Annotated in this window: 20 protein-coding genes and 1 pseudogene; 14 read left to right on the forward strand and 7 right to left on the reverse strand. The window is 58.9% G+C overall.

The window, feature by feature from the left end:
- Window positions 1-30: 30 nt before the first annotated feature.
- Together gluQRS and dksA are read right to left on the reverse strand one after the other, a co-directional pair.
- Complete coding sequence (gene gluQRS, locus BLQ09_RS19795; protein ID WP_027605384.1) at window positions 31-918, reverse strand: tRNA glutamyl-Q(34) synthetase GluQRS; 888 nt, start codon at window positions 916-918, stop codon at window positions 31-33.
- 83 nt (window positions 919-1001) lie between these two features.
- Entirely contained in the window at window positions 1002-1436 is a 435-nt protein-coding gene (gene dksA / locus BLQ09_RS19800; RefSeq protein ID WP_005791430.1) for an RNA polymerase-binding protein DksA, read from the reverse strand.
- A gap of 320 nt (window positions 1437-1756) precedes the next feature.
- Here dksA and BLQ09_RS19805 point away from each other — a divergent pair, with 320 nt between their 5' ends.
- Complete coding sequence (locus BLQ09_RS19805) at window positions 1757-2929, forward strand: pyridoxal phosphate-dependent aminotransferase (RefSeq protein ID WP_027605385.1); 1173 nt, start codon at window positions 1757-1759, stop codon at window positions 2927-2929.
- Window positions 2929-3639 carry a DNA/RNA nuclease SfsA gene (gene sfsA, locus BLQ09_RS19810; RefSeq protein ID WP_065925299.1) on the forward strand — a complete coding sequence of 237 codons (711 nt, stop codon included), beginning with the start codon at window positions 2929-2931 and terminating at the stop codon, window positions 3637-3639. The genes BLQ09_RS19805 and sfsA overlap by 1 nt, the downstream gene beginning before the upstream one ends.
- On the opposite strand, the gene BLQ09_RS19815 is transcribed toward sfsA, so the two are convergent.
- On the reverse strand, window positions 3636-3953 hold the full coding sequence (locus tag BLQ09_RS19815; protein WP_027605387.1) for a Rieske (2Fe-2S) protein: 318 nt from the start codon (window positions 3951-3953) through the stop codon (window positions 3636-3638). The two genes, sfsA and BLQ09_RS19815, sit on opposite strands and share 4 nt — an antisense overlap.
- 157 nt (window positions 3954-4110) lie before the next feature.
- Between BLQ09_RS19815 and BLQ09_RS19820 the strand changes: the two genes are divergently transcribed.
- Genes BLQ09_RS19820 through BLQ09_RS19830 form a run of 3 tightly spaced genes read left to right on the forward strand, consistent with a single transcriptional unit; the run spans window position 4111 to window position 6790 of the window.
- Window positions 4111-4989: a heme/hemin ABC transporter substrate-binding protein gene (locus BLQ09_RS19820; protein ID WP_092358302.1), complete on the forward strand. Its 879-nt coding sequence runs from the start codon at window positions 4111-4113 to the stop codon at window positions 4987-4989.
- A 50-nt stretch (window positions 4990-5039) separates the two neighbouring features.
- Window positions 5040-6023 (forward strand): FecCD family ABC transporter permease, encoded by a 984-nt coding sequence (locus BLQ09_RS19825; RefSeq protein ID WP_175472325.1) that lies wholly within the window; start codon window positions 5040-5042, stop codon window positions 6021-6023.
- A complete protein-coding gene (locus BLQ09_RS19830; protein WP_092358306.1) occupies window positions 6023-6790 on the forward strand; it encodes a heme ABC transporter ATP-binding protein in 768 nt (255 codons plus the stop codon). The genes BLQ09_RS19825 and BLQ09_RS19830 overlap by 1 nt, the downstream gene beginning before the upstream one ends.
- A gap of 244 nt (window positions 6791-7034) precedes the next feature.
- Here the strand turns inward: BLQ09_RS19830 and BLQ09_RS19835 are convergent, their stop codons facing one another.
- The 3 genes from BLQ09_RS19835 to BLQ09_RS19845 form a co-directional block, all read right to left on the reverse strand.
- Complete coding sequence (locus tag BLQ09_RS19835; protein WP_027605391.1) at window positions 7035-7307, reverse strand: TfoX/Sxy family protein; 273 nt, start codon at window positions 7305-7307, stop codon at window positions 7035-7037.
- A gap of 202 nt (window positions 7308-7509) precedes the next feature.
- On the reverse strand, window positions 7510-7854 hold the full coding sequence (locus BLQ09_RS19840) for a pentapeptide repeat-containing protein (RefSeq protein WP_027605392.1): 345 nt from the start codon (window positions 7852-7854) through the stop codon (window positions 7510-7512).
- 92 nt (window positions 7855-7946) lie between these two features.
- Complete coding sequence (locus BLQ09_RS19845) at window positions 7947-9503, reverse strand: bifunctional aminoglycoside phosphotransferase/ATP-binding protein (RefSeq protein ID WP_092358308.1); 1557 nt, start codon at window positions 9501-9503, stop codon at window positions 7947-7949.
- A 118-nt stretch (window positions 9504-9621) separates the two neighbouring features.
- On the opposite strand from BLQ09_RS19845, the gene mrcB reads away from it, so the two are divergent.
- The 9 genes from mrcB (at window position 9622) to msrQ (ending at window position 19440) form a co-directional block, all read left to right on the forward strand.
- Entirely contained in the window at window positions 9622-11946 is a 2325-nt protein-coding gene (gene mrcB / locus BLQ09_RS19850) for a penicillin-binding protein 1B (RefSeq protein ID WP_065938262.1), read from the forward strand.
- A 16-nt stretch (window positions 11947-11962) separates the two neighbouring features.
- The gene (locus BLQ09_RS19855) at window positions 11963-12697 is read left to right on the forward strand and encodes a tetratricopeptide repeat protein (protein WP_027605395.1); all 735 of its coding nucleotides are present in this window, start codon (window positions 11963-11965) and stop codon (window positions 12695-12697) included.
- Complete coding sequence (locus BLQ09_RS19860; RefSeq protein ID WP_027605396.1) at window positions 12697-13026, forward strand: YqcC family protein; 330 nt, start codon at window positions 12697-12699, stop codon at window positions 13024-13026. Before BLQ09_RS19855 ends, BLQ09_RS19860 begins: the two co-directional genes overlap by 1 nt.
- A gap of 431 nt (window positions 13027-13457) precedes the next feature.
- Window positions 13458-15182 carry an acetolactate synthase 3 large subunit gene (locus BLQ09_RS19865; RefSeq protein WP_027605397.1) on the forward strand — a complete coding sequence of 575 codons (1725 nt, stop codon included), beginning with the start codon at window positions 13458-13460 and terminating at the stop codon, window positions 15180-15182.
- Window positions 15183-15184: 2 nt separating this feature from the next.
- A complete protein-coding gene (gene ilvN / locus BLQ09_RS19870) occupies window positions 15185-15676 on the forward strand; it encodes an acetolactate synthase small subunit (RefSeq protein WP_003176102.1) in 492 nt (163 codons plus the stop codon).
- Window positions 15677-15723: 47 nt separating this feature from the next.
- A complete protein-coding gene (gene ilvC / locus BLQ09_RS19875; protein WP_003176099.1) occupies window positions 15724-16740 on the forward strand; it encodes a ketol-acid reductoisomerase in 1017 nt (338 codons plus the stop codon).
- A gap of 145 nt (window positions 16741-16885) precedes the next feature.
- Window positions 16886-17743, forward strand: a complete 858-nt coding sequence (gene pssA / locus BLQ09_RS19880) for a CDP-diacylglycerol--serine O-phosphatidyltransferase (RefSeq protein WP_027605398.1) — start codon at window positions 16886-16888, stop codon at window positions 17741-17743.
- Window positions 17744-17806: 63 nt separating this feature from the next.
- Window positions 17807-18820, forward strand: coding sequence for a protein-methionine-sulfoxide reductase catalytic subunit MsrP (gene msrP / locus BLQ09_RS19885; protein ID WP_027605399.1), 1014 nt, complete (start codon window positions 17807-17809; stop codon window positions 18818-18820).
- A complete protein-coding gene (gene msrQ, locus BLQ09_RS19890) occupies window positions 18820-19440 on the forward strand; it encodes a protein-methionine-sulfoxide reductase heme-binding subunit MsrQ (protein WP_027605400.1) in 621 nt (206 codons plus the stop codon). Before msrP ends, msrQ begins: the two co-directional genes overlap by 1 nt.
- A 234-nt stretch (window positions 19441-19674) precedes the next feature.
- On the opposite strand, the pseudogene BLQ09_RS31420 reads toward msrQ, so the two are convergent.
- Window positions 19675-19916 (reverse strand): annotated as a pseudogene (locus BLQ09_RS31420) (hypothetical protein); the annotation flags it as partial.

Raw genomic sequence — 19916 nt, forward strand, 5'->3', positions numbered from 1 at the left:
TAACGGATGGCTGGCAGGCTGCAAGCGCCTTCAGCGTAATTGCGCTTCGGCCAGGGTCAGTGTGCGCGGGATCCTGCTGGCATCCCAGTGCACAATGCCCCAATCCAGCAACTCCCGTGGGCTGGCATGAAGCAGTTCGTCGCCAGGCTGCTGGCCAAGGGCGCGCAGGGCTCTCAATAGCAGCGGCGTGGCCTGGTCGGGATGCAGCGGCGGGGAACGATAGGACTTGCCCAACTTGTTACCGTCTGGCTGGACGATCAACGGTACGTGCAGATAGCGCGGCTGGCGCAGGCCCAGCAACTCCTGCAGGTACAGCTGGCGTGGCGTGGAGTCGAGCAGGTCGGCGCCGCGCACGATATCGGTAACCCCTTGCCAGGCATCGTCGAGCACCACGGCCAGTTGGTAGGCGTAGAGGCCATCGCGGCGACGGATGACGAAGTCGCCGACGTCACGGCCCAGGTGTTGTCGGAATTCTCCTTGTACGCGGTCAGTAAAGTGGTACTCCAGCTCGGGAACACGCAGGCGGATGGCGGCGTCCTGCTGGTCGTGACCGGCATTTCGGCACAGGCCTGGGTAAATCCCGTCGTAGGGCTCCAATTGTTTACGTGAACAGGTACAGGCGTAGGCCAGGCCGTGGTTGAACATATCGTTCAGTACCTTGGCGTAGGCGTCCTGCCGCTCGCTTTGTCTGGCCAGTTCGCCATCCCACTCAAAGCCGTAGCTCTCCAGGGCATGCAGGATTGCCACCTGGGCGCCGGGCTCTTCGCGGGGCGGGTCGAGGTCTTCCATGCGCATCAGCCAGCGGCCGCGATTGGCGCGGGCGTCGAGGTAGGAGGCGAGGGCGGCGACCAGGGAACCGAAGTGCAGATGGCCGCTGGGCGTGGGGGCGAAACGCCCGATATAGGTAGAGGCAGTCATGGGCCGGATACTACTGGAAAATCGGTAAATCCCAGAAACAAAAATGGGGCGTTTGCACGCCCCATTGGTTCAGCTCGGCTGGATCACTTGCCGACCTGTTTTTCCTTGATTTCAGCCAAGGTCTTGCAGTCTACGCAGAGGTCCGCAGTAGGGCGGGCTTCCAGGCGACGGATACCGATCTCGACACCGCAGGATTCGCACCAGCCGTATTCTTCGTCTTCGATCAGTTGCAACGTCTTGTCGATTTTCTTGATCAGCTTGCGCTCGCGATCGCGGGCGCGCAGTTCGAGGGCGAACTCTTCTTCCTGGCTGGCACGATCTGCCGGGTCCGGGAAGTTGGCCGCTTCATCCTTCATATGGTCAACCGTGCGGTCGACTTCCTGCATCAAGTCCTGCTTCCACTGCTTCAGGATTTTGGAGAAGTGCTCGCGCATGGGCTTGCCCATGTATTCCTCACCCTTCGATTCAACGTAGGGTTGGAAGCCGCTGATGCTCTGTTGCTTTGCTTGGGTGGACATGAATAGACCGCCTCTCACTCTTCTAATCCATTGCGCAGGATTGCAACGTTACCGACACCTGCCGGCCCTGCGGCTGCAAGCGGGCGAACTTACCAGATAGATTCAGGGTGCGCCACTCCCGGTTGTCGACGCCCGTCACGCAGGGGTTGCCAACTGCAGCAGCCCGCTGTGGCTGGGTATGCATCGTCTCGAATGTTGATTTTAGTCGTTTTGCAAGCGCTTGCCGGGTTCATCTTGGACGGCCAGGCAGGCAATAGAGCATGTTTTACCGCGAGGGTTCGGTAGAATCCTGATTTTGTCCTCACCGTTAAGGAAGGCTAATGGCTCAGCCCTACAGTGCGCGCAGTCGCGCTATCGAACCTTTTCATGTCATGGCGTTGCTGGCGCGAGCCAATGAGCTGCAAGCGGCAGGCCATGATGTGATCCACCTGGAGATCGGCGAGCCGGATTTCACCACGGCCGAGCCGATCATCCAGGCCGGCCAGGCGGCGTTGGCCAATGGCAAGACCCGCTATACCGCGGCCCGTGGCCTGCCGGAATTGCGTGAAGCCATCAGCGGTTTCTACCAGCAGCGCTACGGATTGAACGTCGATCCCGAGCGTATCCTGATCACTCCCGGGGGCTCCGGCGCACTGTTGTTGGCCAGCAGCCTGTTGGTGGACCCCGGCAAGCATTGGCTGCTGGCAGACCCGGGTTACCCGTGTAACCGGCACTTCCTGCGCCTGGTGGAAGGTGCCGCGCAACTGGTGCCGGTAGGCCCTGAAGTGCGTTATCAACTGACCGCTGACCTGGTGGCCAGACACTGGGATCAGGACAGCGTGGGCGCGTTGGTTGCCTCCCCGGCGAATCCCACCGGCACGATCCTCACGCGCGATGAATTAGCCGGGCTTTCCGACGCAATCAAGGCGCGTAACGGCCATTTGGTGGTGGATGAGATCTATCACGGCCTGACCTACGGCACTGACGCCGCCAGCGTGCTGGAGGTCGACGATGAGGCCTTCGTCCTGAATAGTTTTTCGAAGTATTTCGGCATGACCGGCTGGCGCCTGGGCTGGCTGGTGGCGCCGCCGGCTGCGGTCGGCGACCTGGAAAAACTGGCGCAAAATCTGTATATCAGCGCGCCCAGCATGGCCCAGTATGCCGCGCTCGCCTGCTTTACCCCGCAAACCCTGAGCATTCTGGAGGAGCGCCGTGCCGAATTTGGCCGGCGTCGCGACTTCCTGCTGCCCGCTTTGCGCGAGTTGGGCTTCGGGATTGCCGTAGAGCCGGAAGGTGCGTTCTATTTGTACGCCGATATCAGTGCGTTCGGCGCAGATGCCTTCGCATTTTGTCGTCATTTCCTCGAAACCGAGCATGTCGCATTCACACCCGGTCTGGATTTTGGTCGCTATCAAGCGGGTCATCATGTGCGCTTTGCCTACACGCAAAACCTTGATCGGCTACAGGAGGCGGTGGAACGAATCCAGCGTGGCCTGCGGAGCTGGCAAGGCTGATGCGCTTTTATCCTCCCCTCGAAGAAGGCCGGCTGATTCGCCGCTATAAGCGCTTTCTCACCGATATCGAAACCGTTACCGGCGAGTTGTTGACTATTCACTGCCCAAATACCGGTTCGATGCTCAACTGCATGGTGGAAGGCGGGCAGGTCTGGTTCAGTCGCTCCAATGACCCCAAGCGCAAGTTGCCCGGCACCTGGGAAATTGCCGAAACGCCCCAGGGCCGCTTGGCGTGCGTTAACACGGCACGCGCCAATCCGTTGGTCGAGGAGGCGTTGCGCGCTGGCGTGATCACTGAACTCAACGGTTTCACCGCGTTGAAGCGGGAAGTGCCTTACGGCCAGGAGAAAAGCCGCATCGACTTTCGTCTCGAATATCCCGACGGCGCGGCGTATGTGGAAGTCAAAAGTGTCACGCTGGGGTTTGATGGCACCCGGGTTGCTGCCTTCCCCGATGCGGTGACCCAGCGTGGCGCCAAGCACCTGCGGGAACTGGCGCATCTGGCGCGTGAAGGTGTGCGGGCGGTGCAATTGTATTGCGTCAACCTCTCGGGGATTGACGCGGTACGTCCGGCGCTGGAAATCGATGCCGCCTATGGTGCGGCCTTGCGCGAAGCTAAAGCTGCCGGGGTGGAAGTGTTGGCGTATGGGGTGCGCGTGACATCCGAGGAGATTTGCGTGGACCGTCGGTTAGACGTGCTGCTCGACTAGAGATCCACCCACAGGCCCTGTGCGTCTTCACGACCGCGCAGGGCCTTGAGGCTTTTACCTGCGCATGGGCCGGCAATGCACTCGCCGCTTTCGATCAAGAACAGCGCGCCGTGGGTGGCGCATTGGATCAGGCTGGCGCTGTCGTCAAGGAACCGGTCGGGTTGCCACTCCAGTGGAATGCCGCGATGTGGGCAGCGGTTGATATAGAAGTAGGCGATGCCGTCCCGGCGTACCGCCAGCAGCGGCGTGCCATCCATCGTAAAACCGAGGCTGCTGTTGGGCGCGAGCGTGTCCGAGGGGCAGAGAAACTTCATTTCAATCCTTAAGTGCCTTGACGTTCAAATGCAAACAATTATCAAATGCCGGCTTCGCCCGTTAGCTGACTGGGTGCTCAGTTCGATGTCCGCCAGGGGTTATCTGTCACATCGATGAGTGCTCGAAAGGCCCTGCCCTTTGGAAGGAAACCCTGTTATGCGCCTGAGTGCCAGCGCTGTTGCGCTTGTTGTCGGACTGCTGGTCAACCATGGGGCGCAAGCCTCTGAACTGCCACAACGCTGGGTGAGTGCCGGTGGGGCGCTGTCGGAATGGGTTACGGCGTTGGGCGGTGAGCCGAAGTTGGTCGGCGTGGACACCACCAGCCAGCATCCTGAATCGCTCAAGGCGTTGCCAAGTATCGGCTATCAGCGGCAATTGTCGGCCGAAGGCATTCTCAGCCTGCGCCCACAGGTGCTGGTGGGGACTGAAGAGATGGGGCCGCCACCGGTGCTGGCGCAGATTCGCAGTGCAGGTGTCCAGGTCGAGATGTTCTCGGCGCAGCCGGATTTGCCGACCTTGAAGGGTAATCTTCAGCACCTGGGCAAGTTGCTGGGAGATGAGGCTAAGGCCAGTGCATTGTTTACCGGATATGAACGGGCCCTTGATCAGCAGAAAAGCTGGGTCGCCAAGGCGCAGGCCGCGCAGAAGGCACCGGGCGTGTTGCTGCTGATCGGCCATGCTGGCGGCAAGCCACTGATTGCCGGTAAGGACACCGCGGGCGATTGGGTGGTGCAGCAGGCCGGCGGGCATAACCTGGCTACCCACAGCGGGTACAAGCCGTTTTCGGCGGAGTCGTTGGCAGGGTTGAGCCCGGATGTGCTGGTGTTTGCCGATCGTGCCCTTACCGGAGACGCGGCGCGCGCGGCGTTGTTCAAGGAGAATCCGATCCTGGCTTCGACGCCGGCGGCCAAGCGTGGCCGCGTGTTCGAGCTTGACCCGACCCTGCTGGTTGGCGGGCTCGGGCCTCGTCTGCCGCAAAGTCTGGTGAAGCTCTCGGCCGGTTTTTACCCGTCACAGGCTAAACCTGCCCCATGACTACGCTGGTTAAGCCGAAAACGCTGTTCATCGGCCTGGCGCTGTTATGCCTGTTGGCGACCTGGCTCTCGTTGGCATTGGGCCCGGTAAGCTTGCCGTTGCTGGATACGCTCAAGGCGGCATTGCGCTTGATGGGCGTGCCGATAGAGGCGCAAGGCCTGGAGCAGGCTGAGTTGATCCTGGGGCAGATTCGTTTGCCGCGGACGTTGCTCGGTTTGGCGGTTGGCGGCGTATTGGCATTGTCCGGTGTGGCCATGCAAGGTTTGTTTCGTAACCCCCTGGCCGATCCGGGGTTGGTCGGGGTTTCCAGCGGGGCGGCACTGGGGGCGGCAATCGCCATTGTCGGCGGTGCGTTTTTTGGTGGGTTACCGGAGGCATTCGGGCCTTATGTGCTGTCGCTGTGCGCGTTTCTAGGCGGGCTGGGCGTGACCGCGCTGGTTTATCGGCTGGGGCGTCGTAACGGTCAGACCAATGTGGCGACAATGCTGCTTGCCGGCATTGCCCTCACTGCACTGGCAAGCTCGGCAGTGGGCCTGTTCACCTACCTGGCGGACGACGTCACCCTGCGTACCCTGACGTTCTGGAACCTTGGCAGCCTCAACGGCGCGAGCTATTCGCGGTTATGGCCCTTATTGCTGGTCAGTGCCGGTGTGGCGCTCTGGTTGCCGCGCCGGGCCAAGGCGTTGAATGCGCTGTTGCTCGGCGAATCCGAGGCCAGTCACCTGGGAATTGATGTTGAAGGGCTCAAGCGCGAGTTGGTGTTCTGTACCGCATTAGGTGTAGGTGCTGCGGTGGCTGCGGCGGGCATGATTGGTTTTGTCGGGCTGGTGGTGCCGCATCTGGTCAGGTTGCTGGCCGGGCCTGATCACCGCGTGCTGTTGCCGGCGTCGATATTGGCGGGCGCGAGTTTGTTGCTGTTTGCCGACTTGGTTGCGCGACTGGCCTTGGCGCCGGCTGAATTGCCGATTGGTATCGTGACTGCGTTTATTGGTGCGCCGTTTTTTCTTTACCTGTTGTTACGGGGACGTGCCTGATGCTGCGTGTTGAAGGCCTGCAGATCCGGCGTGGCCACAAGGTCGTGCTGGCGGACGTCACTCTGGAGTTGCTGCCGGGTGAAGTGATCGGTGTGCTGGGTCCCAATGGTGCGGGCAAGAGTACGTTGCTGGGGGCGTTGTGCGGCGAGTTGCACCCGGATCAGGGCAAGGTGTGGTTGGGGCAGCAGGCGTTGAAAGACTGGAGCGGACCGCAGCGCGCGCAACGGCTGGCGGTGTTGCCACAAACCTCGACCCTGGACTTCGCGTTCCGTGTCGAAGAGGTGGTCGGCATGGGCCGTTTGCCCCACCAGGCGGGGCGTGTGCGCGATGATGAAATTATCCACGCAGCCTTGCTGGCGGCGGATGTCGCACACTTGAAAGGTCGCAGTTACTTGGCGCTGTCTGGTGGCGAGCGTCAACGTGTGCACTTGGCGCGGGTGCTGGCGCAACTATGGCCGGGTGAGGCGGGGCAGACATTGCTGCTGGATGAGCCGACATCGATGCTGGACCCCCTGCATCAGCACACGACCCTGCAAGCGATCCGCCGCTTTGCCGATCGTGGTGCGGCGGTGCTGGTGATCCTCCATGACCTGAACCTGGCCGCGCGCTACTGTGATCGCATTTTGCTGCTGGAGCAGGGCCGTCCCCACGCGTTGGATACACCGGCGCAGGTGCTGCGGCCCGAGCCGCTTAAGGCCGTGTTTGGTTTGGAAGTATTGGTTCAGCCGCACCCGGAGCGGGGCCACCCGTTAATCATTGCTCGCTGAGGCGTGCTTTTTCACAGGCAAAAAAAGACCCGGCAAAAGCCGGGTCAAATAACCGTGATTAGCCTGATGAGGAGATAATCTGAGAGTCCGAACCAATGGTCTTTCAGTTATCGGCTGATCTCGCGACCAGTTGTGATAATCATAACGATTCTCATTTGAGAGTCAACAGTTGTTTTTGAAGGATCTGCGTTTTTCCTCAAACGTCCGTTCGAAGTGCGCATAAACATTGGGCCTTGCTGACGATCTAGCTCTTCTGGCGCGCTGAAATGGCATCCAGCTGGCGGTTCAACGCCTCCTTACGCTCGACCGGAATGTCATTCCAGTGCACGTCCATCAGGGCCCCTTCGATCGCATAGAGCAACACTTTTGATGCGCGAAACCCGCGAGTCCTGACGGCTCGATACGCATCGACCGCTCCCAGGCGGCGCAAGTCGGATGCACTGTGGATGCCCACCGCATGCAGCCACTGCGCTGACGTCTTGCCGAGGTTTTTCAGGTGTTGCAGCTCATCGTTCATCAAGCCTCCTTGCGACGGCCGAATGGTGCGGTGGGTATCGTGACCAGGCAGGCCTGAACAGCAGTGTAGCGCTCAGTAGGAAAAGCGTAGTTCTTTGGTCCGAAACGGCCAAAAAGCTTATAAGAATGGCGCGGGGATTTTGACGCCGGGCAGGCGTGAAGCACCCGCTACGCGTTGCGCGTAGTCGGGCTTGGATCGAATCTTACTTGGTGCGGTAGCGCAGGCGAGTGCCGAAATTGACCGACATGAGGATCTCATCGGCAGTCAATTCAGGCGGGAAGTAGGTGCCCGAAATCTGCGCATGGGCCAGGCTGGCGCCTTCCAGTGAGCAGTCGCGCAAATCCAGGCCGCGCAAGTCGGCGGAGCGGAAATACGCGTCGGTGAAGTCCACGCCGGTGGCGTTCAGGTCGCGCAGGTCCAGTCCACGGAAGTCGCCACCACGCATGTCGATAATGCCGCCTGCAGGGCGTTCCTGGTTGAAACCACGGATATCGTCTTTATGCAGGAGTGCGTAGAGCGGTGTATCTAGAAGCTTGGGCTGACTCATGAAAACGACTCCTGTTGGAATTATGACGCCATTATAGTGCCACTATTTCTTGGGCGTGCGTCCAAGTAGACGACACGCCCAAGAAATTTTTCTTACAGACCTGGCAGGCGCTGGCGAATTTGTGCGACCAACGCATCGAGGGTCCCGCTTTGATTGGTCTCGACGCGTTTACTCAGTAACAGTTCTTCAGCGGTCAGTGGGTCACGGTTGGCCTGTTGTTCTTCGATAACGCTCAGGGTCGCGTCGGATGGATCGTTTTTGTCGGCCTGACGTTGCGCCAACCAACTGGTGATAACCGCCTGTGGCGCGTTGCAGTCCAGGATCAGGAAAGGCGCCCCCGTGGCTTCGGCCACTTTGGCTGCGGCGTCGCGTTGTTCGCGTTTGAGGAAGGTGGCATCCAGTACTACCGGGAAGCCGGCGCGCAGCACGGTATCCGCGATGTCATTCAAGCGAGCGTAGGTCCTGGCGCTGGCGTCGGACGCATAGATGCCAGCCTGGGGCGTGTTTTCCACCTGCTGCTCGCCGAACATGCGCTTGCGCTCCACGTCCGAGCGCAGGCGTACAGCGCCCAATGCTTCCACCAGGCGCATGGCCACGTGGCTTTTGCCCACTGCCGAGACGCCATGGGTAATTGCCAGGAAGCGCGATGGAATGGTGCTGTAGCTTTCCGCCAGGTTGGCGTAGTTGCGGTATTGGCGCAGGGTGGTGGCGCGCTGTACCGGGCTTGCCTCGCTCGGCATGCTGAACAGCGACACCTTGGCACGCACCAGGGCGCGGTAGGCTTTGTAGAAGTTCAGCACTTCAAGGCCCTGATAGTCACCGGTCAGTTCCAGGTACTGGCTGATAAAGCGCCGCGCCAGGGACTTGAGGCCGCGGTCTTCCAGGTCCATGGCCAGGAAAGCGGTGTCGGCGTACACATCGGTGAAGCGAAACGGCTCGTTGAACTCGATGCAGTCGAAGATCACCACGTTGCCGTCAATCAAGGTGGCGTTGCCGAGGTGGATGTCACCGTGGCACTCGCGGGTGAAACCGTCGAGCTTGCGCTGTGCCAGCAGCGGTTTCAGGCGCTCGAAGCTGCTTTCGGCCCAGGCTTGCAGGGCTTCCAGTTGAATCAGGTCGGCCTTGTCGCTGAGGAATGGACGGATCTGGTCGAAGTTCTGCCGTACCGGCGCCATCACTTCATCGGGGGTGCCGGCCGCGTGGTCCTGCGGCACTTTTGGTGCGGTGAGGTGAAAGCGTGCGATCTGCCTGGCCATTTCATCGATGTGCGTGGCGGTCAATTCGCCATTGGCCTGCAAAGTGCTGAGCAATTGGCTTTGCGGGAACTGACGCATCTTCAGGGCATATTCGATCACCGGGCCGTCGCCACCCAATTGTGGGGCTTCGGCTGTACCGGTAATCGGCAACACTTCCAGATACAGATCTGTGGTCAGGCGTTGGTTGAGGCGCAGTTCTTCGTTGCAGAAGTGCCCGCGTTTCTCCAGGTCGGTGAAGTCCAGGAACCCGAAGTTCATCGGTTTCTTCAATTTATAGGCATAGGGGCCGGTCAGGACCACCCATGAAATATGCGTTTCGATGACCTGGAACGCTTCAACCGGATGAGGGTACAAAGCCGGGTTTTGCAGGGCTGCGATCAGTGACTGGCTCACGGGCGATCCTTCAGAGTCGGGGGGAGATCATGGCGCGCATTATGGCTGCTACGGGCGGTCGTGCAAACCGCTGTCCGGCTCATGTTGATCATCAATAAAGTGCGTATAATCCGCCGCCATGACTCGAACCCGATCTCCCCGTTCCCGTAAAAAACCTCCTTCCCGCGGCCTGCGCCCGTGGCTTGGCTGGGCGCTCAAGCTCGGCCTTGTAGGCCTTGTGGTGCTCGCTGGCTTTGCGGTGTACCTCGACGCTGTGGTCCAGGAGAAGTTCTCCGGCAAGCGCTGGACTATCCCGGCCAAGGTGTACGCACGCCCGCTGGAACTGTTCACCGGCCAGAAGCTGAGCAAGGATGACTTCCTCACCGAACTCGACGCCCTGGGCTATCGACGCGAACCCGTGAGCAATGGTCCGGGGGCGGCTGCGGTCAGCGGCAACACCGTCGACCTCAATACTCGCGGTTTTCAGTTCTATGAAGGGCTGGAGAAAGCCCAGCCTGTGCGCGTGCGCTTCTCCGGCGACTACGTGGCCGAACTGTCGTCCCTCAACGGCTCGAAGTTGCCGGTGGTACGCCTTGAACCGCTGATGATCGGCGGGATTTACCCGAAGAACCTTGAAGATCGCATCCTGATCAAGCTTGATCAGGTGCCGCCGTATCTACTGGAAACGTTGGTGGCTGTAGAGGACCGCGACTTTTATAGTCACTGGGGCGTTTCGCCGAAGTCGATTGCCCGTGCCGTCTGGGTGAATACTTCCGGCGGCAGGATGACCCAGGGCGGCAGTACGCTGACCCAGCAGTTGGTGAAGAACTTCTACCTGACCAACGAGCGCAGCCTGACCCGTAAGCTCACCGAAGCCATGATGGCGATGCTGCTCGAGTTGCACTACAGCAAGCAGGAGATCCTTGAGGCGTACCTCAACGAGGTATTCGTCGGCCAGGATGGTCAGCGCGCGGTGCACGGCTTCGGTTTGGCCAGCCAGTTCTTCTTCGGTCAACCGCTGTCGGAGTTGAAGCTGCATCAAGTGGCCTTGTTGGTGGGCATGGTCAAGGGGCCTTCCTACTACAACCCGCGTCGTAATCCGGAGCGTGCGCTTGAGCGCCGTAACCTGGTGCTCGATGTGCTTGAACAGCAAGGCGTTGCCACGGCGGAACAAGTGGCCGCGGCGAAGAAAATGCCACTGGGTGTGACAACCCGCGGGAAGTTGGCGGACAGTTCATTCCCAGGCTTTATCGATCTGGTAAAGCGCCAGTTGCGTGAAGACTATCGCGACGAAGACTTGACCGAAGAAGGCCTGCGGATCTTCACCAGCTTCGACCCGATCCTGCAGATGAAGGCAGAAGCATCGGTCAACGACACCTTCAAGCGCCTGACTGGCCGTAAGGGCGCCGACGAAGTAGAAGCCGCCATGGTGGTGACCAACCCGGAAACCGGTGAAGTCCAGGCCATGATCGGCAGTCGCCAGGCCAGCTTTGCCGGTTTCAACCGCGCACTGGATGCCGTGCGGCCGATCGGCTCGCTGGTCAAGCCGGCGGTCTACCTGACAGCGTTGGAAAAACCGAGCAAATACACCCTCACCAGTTGGCTGTCGGATGACCCGCTGTCGGTCAAGGGGGGCGACGGCCAGGTCTGGACGCCGCAGAACTTTGATCGCCGCTCCCACGGCACGGTGTTCCTGTATCAGGGCTTGGCCCATTCCTACAACATTTCCACGTCCCGGCTCGGCTTGGAGGTTGGCGTGCCGAATGTCCTCAAGACACTGGCGCGCCTGGGCATCACCCGCGAATTCCCGGCTTTCCCGTCGATTCTGCTGGGCGCCGGCGCCATGACGCCGATTGAAGTGGCGACCATGTACCAGACCCTTGCCAACGGTGGCTTCAACACCCCTATGCGCGGGATCCGCAGTGTACTGACGGCGGAGGGGGAGCCGCTCAAGCGCTATCCGTTCCAGATTCAGCAACGCTTTGACGCGGGCTCCATCTATCTGATCCAGAACGCCATGCAACGTGTGATGCGTGAAGGTACCGGCAGCTCGGTCTATAAAGTCTTGCCTTCCAACCTGACACTGGCGGGCAAGACCGGTACCAGTAACGACTCCCGTGACAGCTGGTTCGCAGGTTTCGGTCAGGATGTGCTCGCAGTGGTGTGGCTGGGCCGTGACGATAATGGCAAGACACCATTCACCGGTGCCACTGGCGCATTGCAGGTCTGGACCAGTTTCATGCGCAAGGCCGACCCGCTGCCGTTGAACATGCCGCAGCCGGATAACATCGTGCAGGCCTGGATTGATCCGCATACCGGCCAGGGCTCCGATGCCAACTGTCCGGGCGCGGTGCAGATGCCGTATATTCGCGGCAGCGAACCACCAGCCGGTGCTGCGTGCGGTGGCGGAGCCCCTGCAGATGCGGAATCGGTGATGGATTGGGTCAAGGGCTGGATGAATTAAGCAAAGAGGGTTTCAAGTGAACAAGTGGTGGATTCCAGCTATTACAGCTCTGGCTTTGCTCGGCGGTTGCTCCAGCGTGCAGCGCGGCTCTATTCCTGTGGTGGATTCGAGTACAGCTGTCTCCAATAATGACCGTATCTCGGCCAATGGCGGTTTCCGCCAAACCGTGACCAACCGTCCGGCCCAGGCCAGGCCTCAGGCCGTGCCGCAGGATTCGGGTGTGGTCGTGATGGTGCCGGGCGGCGGTGCAGCTACCTCGGCGCCAATCAGTGCCGAGCCTTGGACGCCTGGGCCAAGCACCTCCGGGCCGATCGATGCCGCGCCGATGCAGACCGCGCCGATCAACCAGGGTACCTACACCATGCCGTCGACGCCGAGTGGCATTCCATCGTCCTCCAGCGCTGGCGGCTTGTCAGCCGACGAGCAATTGGACGGCCCGGTGCTGGCCTTGCTGACCACCGCGCAGCAACAGCAGGCGGGTGGTGACTTGAATGGTGCGTCATCCAGCCTTGAGCGTGCGCAACGTGTTGCTCCGCGCGAGCCGCAAGTGCTGTATCGCCTGGCCCAGGTACGCATGGCCCAGGGCGATGCGCCCCAGGCCGAACAATTTGCTCGTCGTGGTCTCACGCTGGCCAACGGTCGTCCCGACCTGCAAGCCAGCCTGTGGGCGTTGATCGGCGATGCGCGTGCAGCACAAGGTGACGCTGCCGGCGCTGCCCAGGCTCGGCAAAAAGCCAAGGTCAGCCTCTGATGGATGCACGGTTTCCCGCGATTGCCGAACAGTTATTGCTGATCGAGCGCGAATTGCGCGTGCAGGGCTGGTGGGATGAGGTGTCCCCAAGCGTCGAGGCGCTCAGCAGCGTCGAGCCGTTTGCGGTCGACACACTGGACTTCCACCAGTGGTTGCAATGGATCTTCCTGGTGCGCATGAAACAGATCCTCGAACAGGACCTGCCGTTGCCGAATGCTTCAGGCATTCTCGAAATGGCCGAGATGGTCTATGCCGATCGGCCGCGAGAGAGCCTTGGCTTGCGTAATGCGCTGAAAAAGTTCGATCAACTGATCGTCGACGCTCGTTAATTGCCTGGCTGCCGGTTTTTCCGGCAGTCTTGCGCACATTTCTACCGCTTGACGACATTCAGGCGAGTTTTATCCCTCCTCAAAGCCCTTTCTTCTACGTTCTCATGCGCTTAGTTGGAAAAAAGCGCAATTATTGCTTGACTTGAGAGGCCTGAAACAGAAGAATCCAAAGTCCGCTGTATCGGGACTGCCAGAAGCAGGCCCGCTCAGCAGATCATGAGGCGCACATCCGCGCCGACCTGTTACACCCGCAACGCGTTACCTCGCGCTGGGTGGGAAAAGCCCGCAACACTTGGGACGATCCCAATACTTGCTCAGTCAGTGCTGACGTAGTCGGCGACCACCGTCGCTCATGCTCTGTTGAGAAGTAAACCTATTAAGACCCGTCGGTTTTCAACGGACGGTATTCTGGCGTTTTAGAGGTGAACAACGTGGAGCTTTTATCTGGCGGTGAGATGCTCGTCCGCTTTTTGCGTGACGAAGGCGTCGACTATATCTACGGGTACCCAGGTGGTGCTCTGCTGCATGTTTACGACGCACTGTTCAAGGAACCGGCTGTTACCCACATCCTGGTTCGCCACGAACAGGCCGCGACCCATATGGCTGACGGTTATGCCCGTGCCACCGGTAAAGCCGGTGTGGTACTGGTAACCTCCGGCCCAGGCGCAACCAATGCCATTACTGGCATCGCGACTGCTTATATGGACTCCATCCCGATGGTGATCATTTCCGGCCAGGTGCCAAGCACCATGGTGGGGACCGATGCGTTCCAGGAAACCGACATGATCGGTATCTCCAGGCCGATCGTGAAACACAGCTTCATGATCAAGCATGCGTCGGAAATCCCGGACGTCATGAAAAAGGCCTTCTACCTCGCGCAGTCCGGTCGCCCGGGTCCAGTCGTGGTCGATATCCCGAAAGACATGACCAACCCGGCTGAAAAATTCGAATACGTTTTCCCGAAGAAAGCCAAGCTGCGTTCCTACAGCCCGGCCGTTCGTGGGCACTCGGGGCAAATCCGCAAGGCGGCAGAAATGCTCCTGGCGGCCAAGCGTCCCGTGTTGTACTCAGGTGGTGGCGTGATCCTGGGCGGCGGTTCTGCACCGCTGACCGAACTGGCCAAGCTGCTCAACCTGCCGGTCACCAACACCCTGATGGGCCTCGGCGCATTCCCGGGTACGGACCGTCAGTTCGTGGGCATGCTGGGCATGCACGGCAGCTACACCGCCAACCTGACCATGCACCACGCCGACGTGATCCTGGCAGTGGGCGCGCGTTTTGATGACCGCGTGATCAATGGCGCGAGCAAGTTCTGCCCGAATGCCAAGATCATCCATATCGACATCGACCCGGCGTCCATCTCCAAGACCATCAAGGCCGATGTGCCGATCGTAGGTCCGGTAGAAAGTGTATTGACCGAAATGGTCGCTGCACTCAAGGACATCGGCGAGACGCCGAACAAGGAATCCGTTGCCAGCTGGTGGAAGCAGATCGACGAATGGCGTGGTGACCGTGGCCTGTTCCCTTACGACAAGGGCGACGGCAGCATCATCAAGCCACAAACCGTGATCGAGACGCTCTGCGAAGTGACCAAGGGCGACGCCTTTGTGACCTCCGATGTGGGCCAGCACCAGATGTTCGCCGCGCAGTACTACAAGTTCGACAAGCCTAACCGCTGGATCAACTCCGGTGGCCTGGGCACGATGGGCTTTGGTTTCCCGGCAGCCATGGGGGTGAAGCTGAGTTTCCCGGACTCTGACGTTGCCTGCGTCACTGGTGAAGGCAGCATTCAGATGAACATCCAGGAGCTGTCGACGTGCCTGCAGTACGGTCTTCCTGTGAAGATTGTCTGCTTGAACAACGGCGTGCTGGGCATGGTTCGTCAGTGGCAGGACATGAGCTACGGTAGCCGTCACTCCCATTCCTATATGGAATCGTTGCCGGATTTCATCAAGTTGGTTGAGGCTTATGGCCACGTTGGCATTCGCATCACCGATCTGAAAGATCTGAAGCCGAAGATGGAAGAAGCGTTCGCCATGAAGGACCGCCTGGTGTTCATCGATATTCAGGTGGATACCAGTGAGCACGTCTACCCGATGCAGATCAAAGACGGCTCTATGCGCGACATGTGGCTGAACAAGACGGAGCGTACTTAATCATGCGGCACATTATCTCCCTGCTTCTGGAGAACGAACCCGGCGCTCTGTCTCGTGTTGTCGGCCTGTTTTCGCAACGCAACTACAACATCGAAAGCCTGACCGTGGCGCCGACCGAAGACCCGACTTTGTCGCGCCTGACGTTGACCACCGTGGGCCACGATGAGGTGATCGAGCAGATCACCAAGAACCTCAACAAGCTGATCGAAGTGGTCAAGCTGGTCGACCTGTCGGAAAGTGCCCACATCGAGCGCGAGCTGATGCTGGTCAAGGTCAAGGCTACGGGTGCCCAACGTGCCGAGATCAAGCGCACTACCGATATTTATCGCGGGCAGATCGTCGATGTGAGCGCCAGTGTTTATACCGTTCAACTGACCGGTACGAGCGACAAGCTGGACAGCTTCATCCAGTCGATCGGGACGGCCTCGATTCTGGAAACGGTACGCAGTGGTGTCACCGGGATTGCCCGTGGCGACAAAGTACTCAGCATCTAACCCAAATTAGCGAATGGCCTTACGGCCTGGATATATAGAGGAACCTCATGAAAGTTTATTACGATAAAGATTGTGACCTGTCGATCATCCAGGGCAAGAAAGTCGCCATCATCGGCTACGGCTCCCAGGGTCACGCGCAAGCCTGCAACCTGAAAGACTCCGGCGTTGACGTGACTGTTGGCCTGCGTAAAGGCTCGGCCACCGTTGCCAAGGCTGAAGCCCACGGCCTGAAAGTGACTGACGTTGCTTCTGCAGTTGCTGCCGCCGACCTGGTCATGATCCTGACCCCGGACGAGTTCCAGTCCGCGCTGTACAAGAACGAAATCGAGCCGAACATCAAGAAGGGCGCCACCCTGGCCTTCTCCCACGGCTTCGCGATCCACTACAACCAGGTTGTACCGCGCGCAGACCTCGACGTGATCATGATCGCGCCGAAGGCACCGGGCCACACCGTACGCTCCGAGTTCGTCAAAGGCGGTGGTATCCCTGACCTGATCGCGATCTACCAGGATGCTTCGGGCAACGCCAAGAACGTTGCGCTGTCTTACGCTGCTGGTGTGGGTGGCGGTCGTACCGGCATCATCGAAACCACCTTCAAGGACGAGACCGAAACCGACCTGTTCGGTGAGCAGGCCGTTCTGTGCGGCGGTACCGTTGAGCTGGTTAAAGCCGGTTTCGAAACCCTGGTTGAAGCTGGCTACGCGCCGGAAATGGCCTACTTCGAATGCCTGCACGAACTGAAGCTGATCGTTGACCTCATGTACGAAGGCGGTATCGCCAACATGAACTACTCGATCTCCAACAACGCCGAATACGGCGAGTACGTGACTGGCCCGGAAGTCATCAACGCCGAGTCCCGCCAAGCTATGCGCAACGCCCTGAAACGTATTCAGGACGGCGAGTACGCCAAAATGTTCATCAGCGAAGGTGCTACCGGCTACCCTTCGATGACCGCCAAGCGTCGTAACAACGCTGCTCACGGTATCGAAGTCATCGGCGAGCAACTGCGCTCCATGATGCCGTGGATCGGTGCCAACAAGATCGTCGACAAAGCCAAAAACTAAGTCGTACGTATCAACAGAAAACGCGGCTTAGGCCGCGTTTTTTCGTTTGAGGGGCGGGTTCTGGTATAAAGCTGCATCGTTTGCGGGCGAACACTCGCCGCAAGTATTGGTCGAATTTTTTTCACACCGTTGCAAGGTAAAGTCCATGAGCGAACGTCCCGAAGAGCCAAGCCAGGCTTCTGACGCCGAAAGCCTGCTACCGATCGATGAACATGTCGAAGAAGGGCATGACGCTGAAGGCCGCAAGGTCCGGCATCGTGGCATCTATTTGCTGCCCAATCTGTTCACTACGGCAAACCTGTTTGCCGGGTTCTATTCCATCATCAACTCAATGAGTGCCCAAAGCGCCCTGGCGGCGGGTGATGCGGCGAGCGCCAGCAAGTATTTCGGCTTTGCTGCCATCGCGATTTTCGTGGCCATGGTGCTGGATGGCCTTGATGGTCGTGTGGCGCGCATGACCAACACCCAAAGCGCCTTTGGTGCCGAGTATGACTCGCTATCGGACATGGTTGCCTTTGGTGTTGCACCTGCACTGCTGGCCTTCGCCTGGGCGCTGGGTGATATGGGTAAGGTTGGCTGGATGGTCGCCTTCATCTATGTTGCGGGTGCGGCGTTGCGCCTGGCTCGCTTCAATACCCAGGTGGGGACTGCTGACAAGCGTTACTTCATCGGTCTGGCCAGTCCGGCAGCGGCGGGCGTAGTGGCGGGTATCGTCTGGGCGTTCAGCGACTACGGCATCCAGGGTTCGAAAATGTCGTTCCTGGTGGCGTTGATGGTTGCTGCTGCCGGTATGCTGATGGTCAGCAATATCAAGTACAACAGCTTCAAGGAGCTTGACCTCAAGGGGCGCGTACCTTTCGTGGCGATCCTGGCAGTGGTACTGGTGTTTGCGGTGGTCTTCAGTGATCCTCCTCGGATTCTGCTGTTGGCCTTCCTGGTCTACGCCGCTTCGGGGCCGATTCAGTACTTGCTGCATATGCGCCGGGACAAAACGTTGCCTTAATGTAATTTCCCCCATACTCCGCAGTCTATTGGTGCATCAGTTCTCCAATGCTGCGGAGTTGCCATGTTAATCAAATTGCCCAAAGCGTCCGATTGCCAAGAATCGGATGTCACGCCTGAATCGTTCTACCTTTCTCGCCGTAGCTTGCTCGGTGGTGCGCTTGCCGGCATTGCTGCCAGCAGCCTGCCGCGTTGGGTCAGTGCTGACGAGGCCGCGCGTTATCCCGATGTTGAGCCTGGCAAGGCGCCCAATTGGTTTGCCGAAAAATTGCCGGCAACGAAATGGCAGGCGGTGACGGTCAAGGATGAGTCCATCACCCCCTTCAAGGACGCAACCCACTACAACAATTTCTATGAGTTTGGTACAGACAAGGGTGATCCTGCGAAAAATGCAGGCTCACTCAAGACCGAGCCCTGGAGTGTGGTGATCGATGGCGAGGTTGCAAAGCCGGGGCGTTACGCCCTTGAAGACTTCATGAAGCCCTATCAATTAGAAGAGCGGATCTACCGTTTACGCTGTGTCGAGGCGTGGTCGATGGTCATCCCGTGGATGGGTTTTCCGATCTCTGCCTTACTCAAGCAGGTTGAGCCGACCTCCAAGGCCAAATACATCCGCTTTGAAACCCTCCAGGATGCCAAGAGCATGCCTGGGCAGCGTTCGAGTTTTGGCTTGATTGACTGGCCTTATGTAGAAGGGCTGCGTCTGGATGAAGCGATGAACCCTTTGGCGATTCTTGCCGTTGGCATGTATGGGCGCGAGTTGCCCAATCAGAACGGTGCACCGTTGCGTCTGGTCGTACCTTGGAAGTACGGTTTCAAGAGCGTGAAATCCATCGTGCGTATCAGTCTTGTAAGCGAGCAGCCCAAAACCACTTGGCAGAGCATTGCGGCGGATGAGTATGGCTTCTATGCGAATGTGAACCCTACGGTGGATCATCCCCGCTGGACCCAGGCGCGGGAGCGTCGTCTGCCAAGTGGGCTGTTCAGTCCCAATGTGCGTGAGACGCAGATGTTCAATGGCTACTCGGATGAGGTCGCCTCTTTATATACAGGCCTCGATCTGCGGAAGAACTACTGATGCGTTACCCCATCTGGCGCATTGGCGTTTTTATAGCTGCGGCAGTGTGGCCGTTATTATGGCTGTATGATGCATGGAGTTTTGCCTTGGGGCCGGATCCGGGCAAGGTGCTGGTTGATCGGCTTGGCCTGGGTACCCTGATCCTCTTGCTGATTACCCTTGGAATGACGCCGCTGCAGAAACTGAGCGGTTGGGCGGGGTGGATCGCGGTGCGCCGGCAGCTTGGATTGTGGTGCTTTGCCTATGTAGTGCTGCATTTGGCGGCTTACTGTGTGTTTGTCCTGGGGCTGGATTGGTCGCAATTGGGTGTGGAGCTGCGTAAGCGGCCCTACATTATTGTGGGGGCGCTGGGGTTCTTGTCTTTGTTGGTGTTGGCGCTCACGTCGAATCGCTATAGCCAACGCCGACTGGGTAGTCGCTGGAAGAAGCTGCATCGGCTGGTGTATGTGATTCTTGGGCTTGGTCTGTTGCACATGCTGTGGATCGTGCGGGCTGATCTGAAGGAATGGGCTATCTATGCTTCTATAGGTGCGTTGCTTCTGGTACTGCGTGTACCGCCAGTGGCGCGCCGAATCCCCCGACTTATTACTAAAAAAGCACCCACTGCAACAAAAGCGTAATTAACGCTTGACCGCAGATTGTATACGTCTATAATTCGCCCCACTTCCGGCGCAGTCGAAACGTAAAACTCCTTGCTAAACAATGAGTTATGCAGAATAAAGCAGCGGATTGCTTCAGTTCATCGAAGCCCAGAAGGCGTTGGTAGGGTCGTGTTGTTTGACGCTATTAACGATTCGATCTTCTCGGTCGAAAGCGGAGAAAAAGAGGTGTTGACAGCAGCGTGTAACGCTGTATTATTCGCCTCCCGCTGACGAGAGATCGGAAGCGCAAGTGGTTGAAGTTGTTGAAGAAATCTTCGAAAGCTTCTGAAAATAATCACTTGACAGCAAATGAGGCTGCTGTAGAATGCGCGCCTCGGTTGAGACGAAAGCTCTTAACCAACCGCTCTTTAACAACTGAATCAAGCAATTCGTGTGGGTGCTTGTGGAGTCAGACTGATAGTCAACAAGATTATCAGCATCACAAGTTACTCCGC

Source organism: Pseudomonas sp. NFACC25, assembly GCF_900100935.1.
GTDB classification, from domain to species: domain Bacteria; phylum Pseudomonadota; class Gammaproteobacteria; order Pseudomonadales; family Pseudomonadaceae; genus Aquipseudomonas; species Aquipseudomonas marginalis.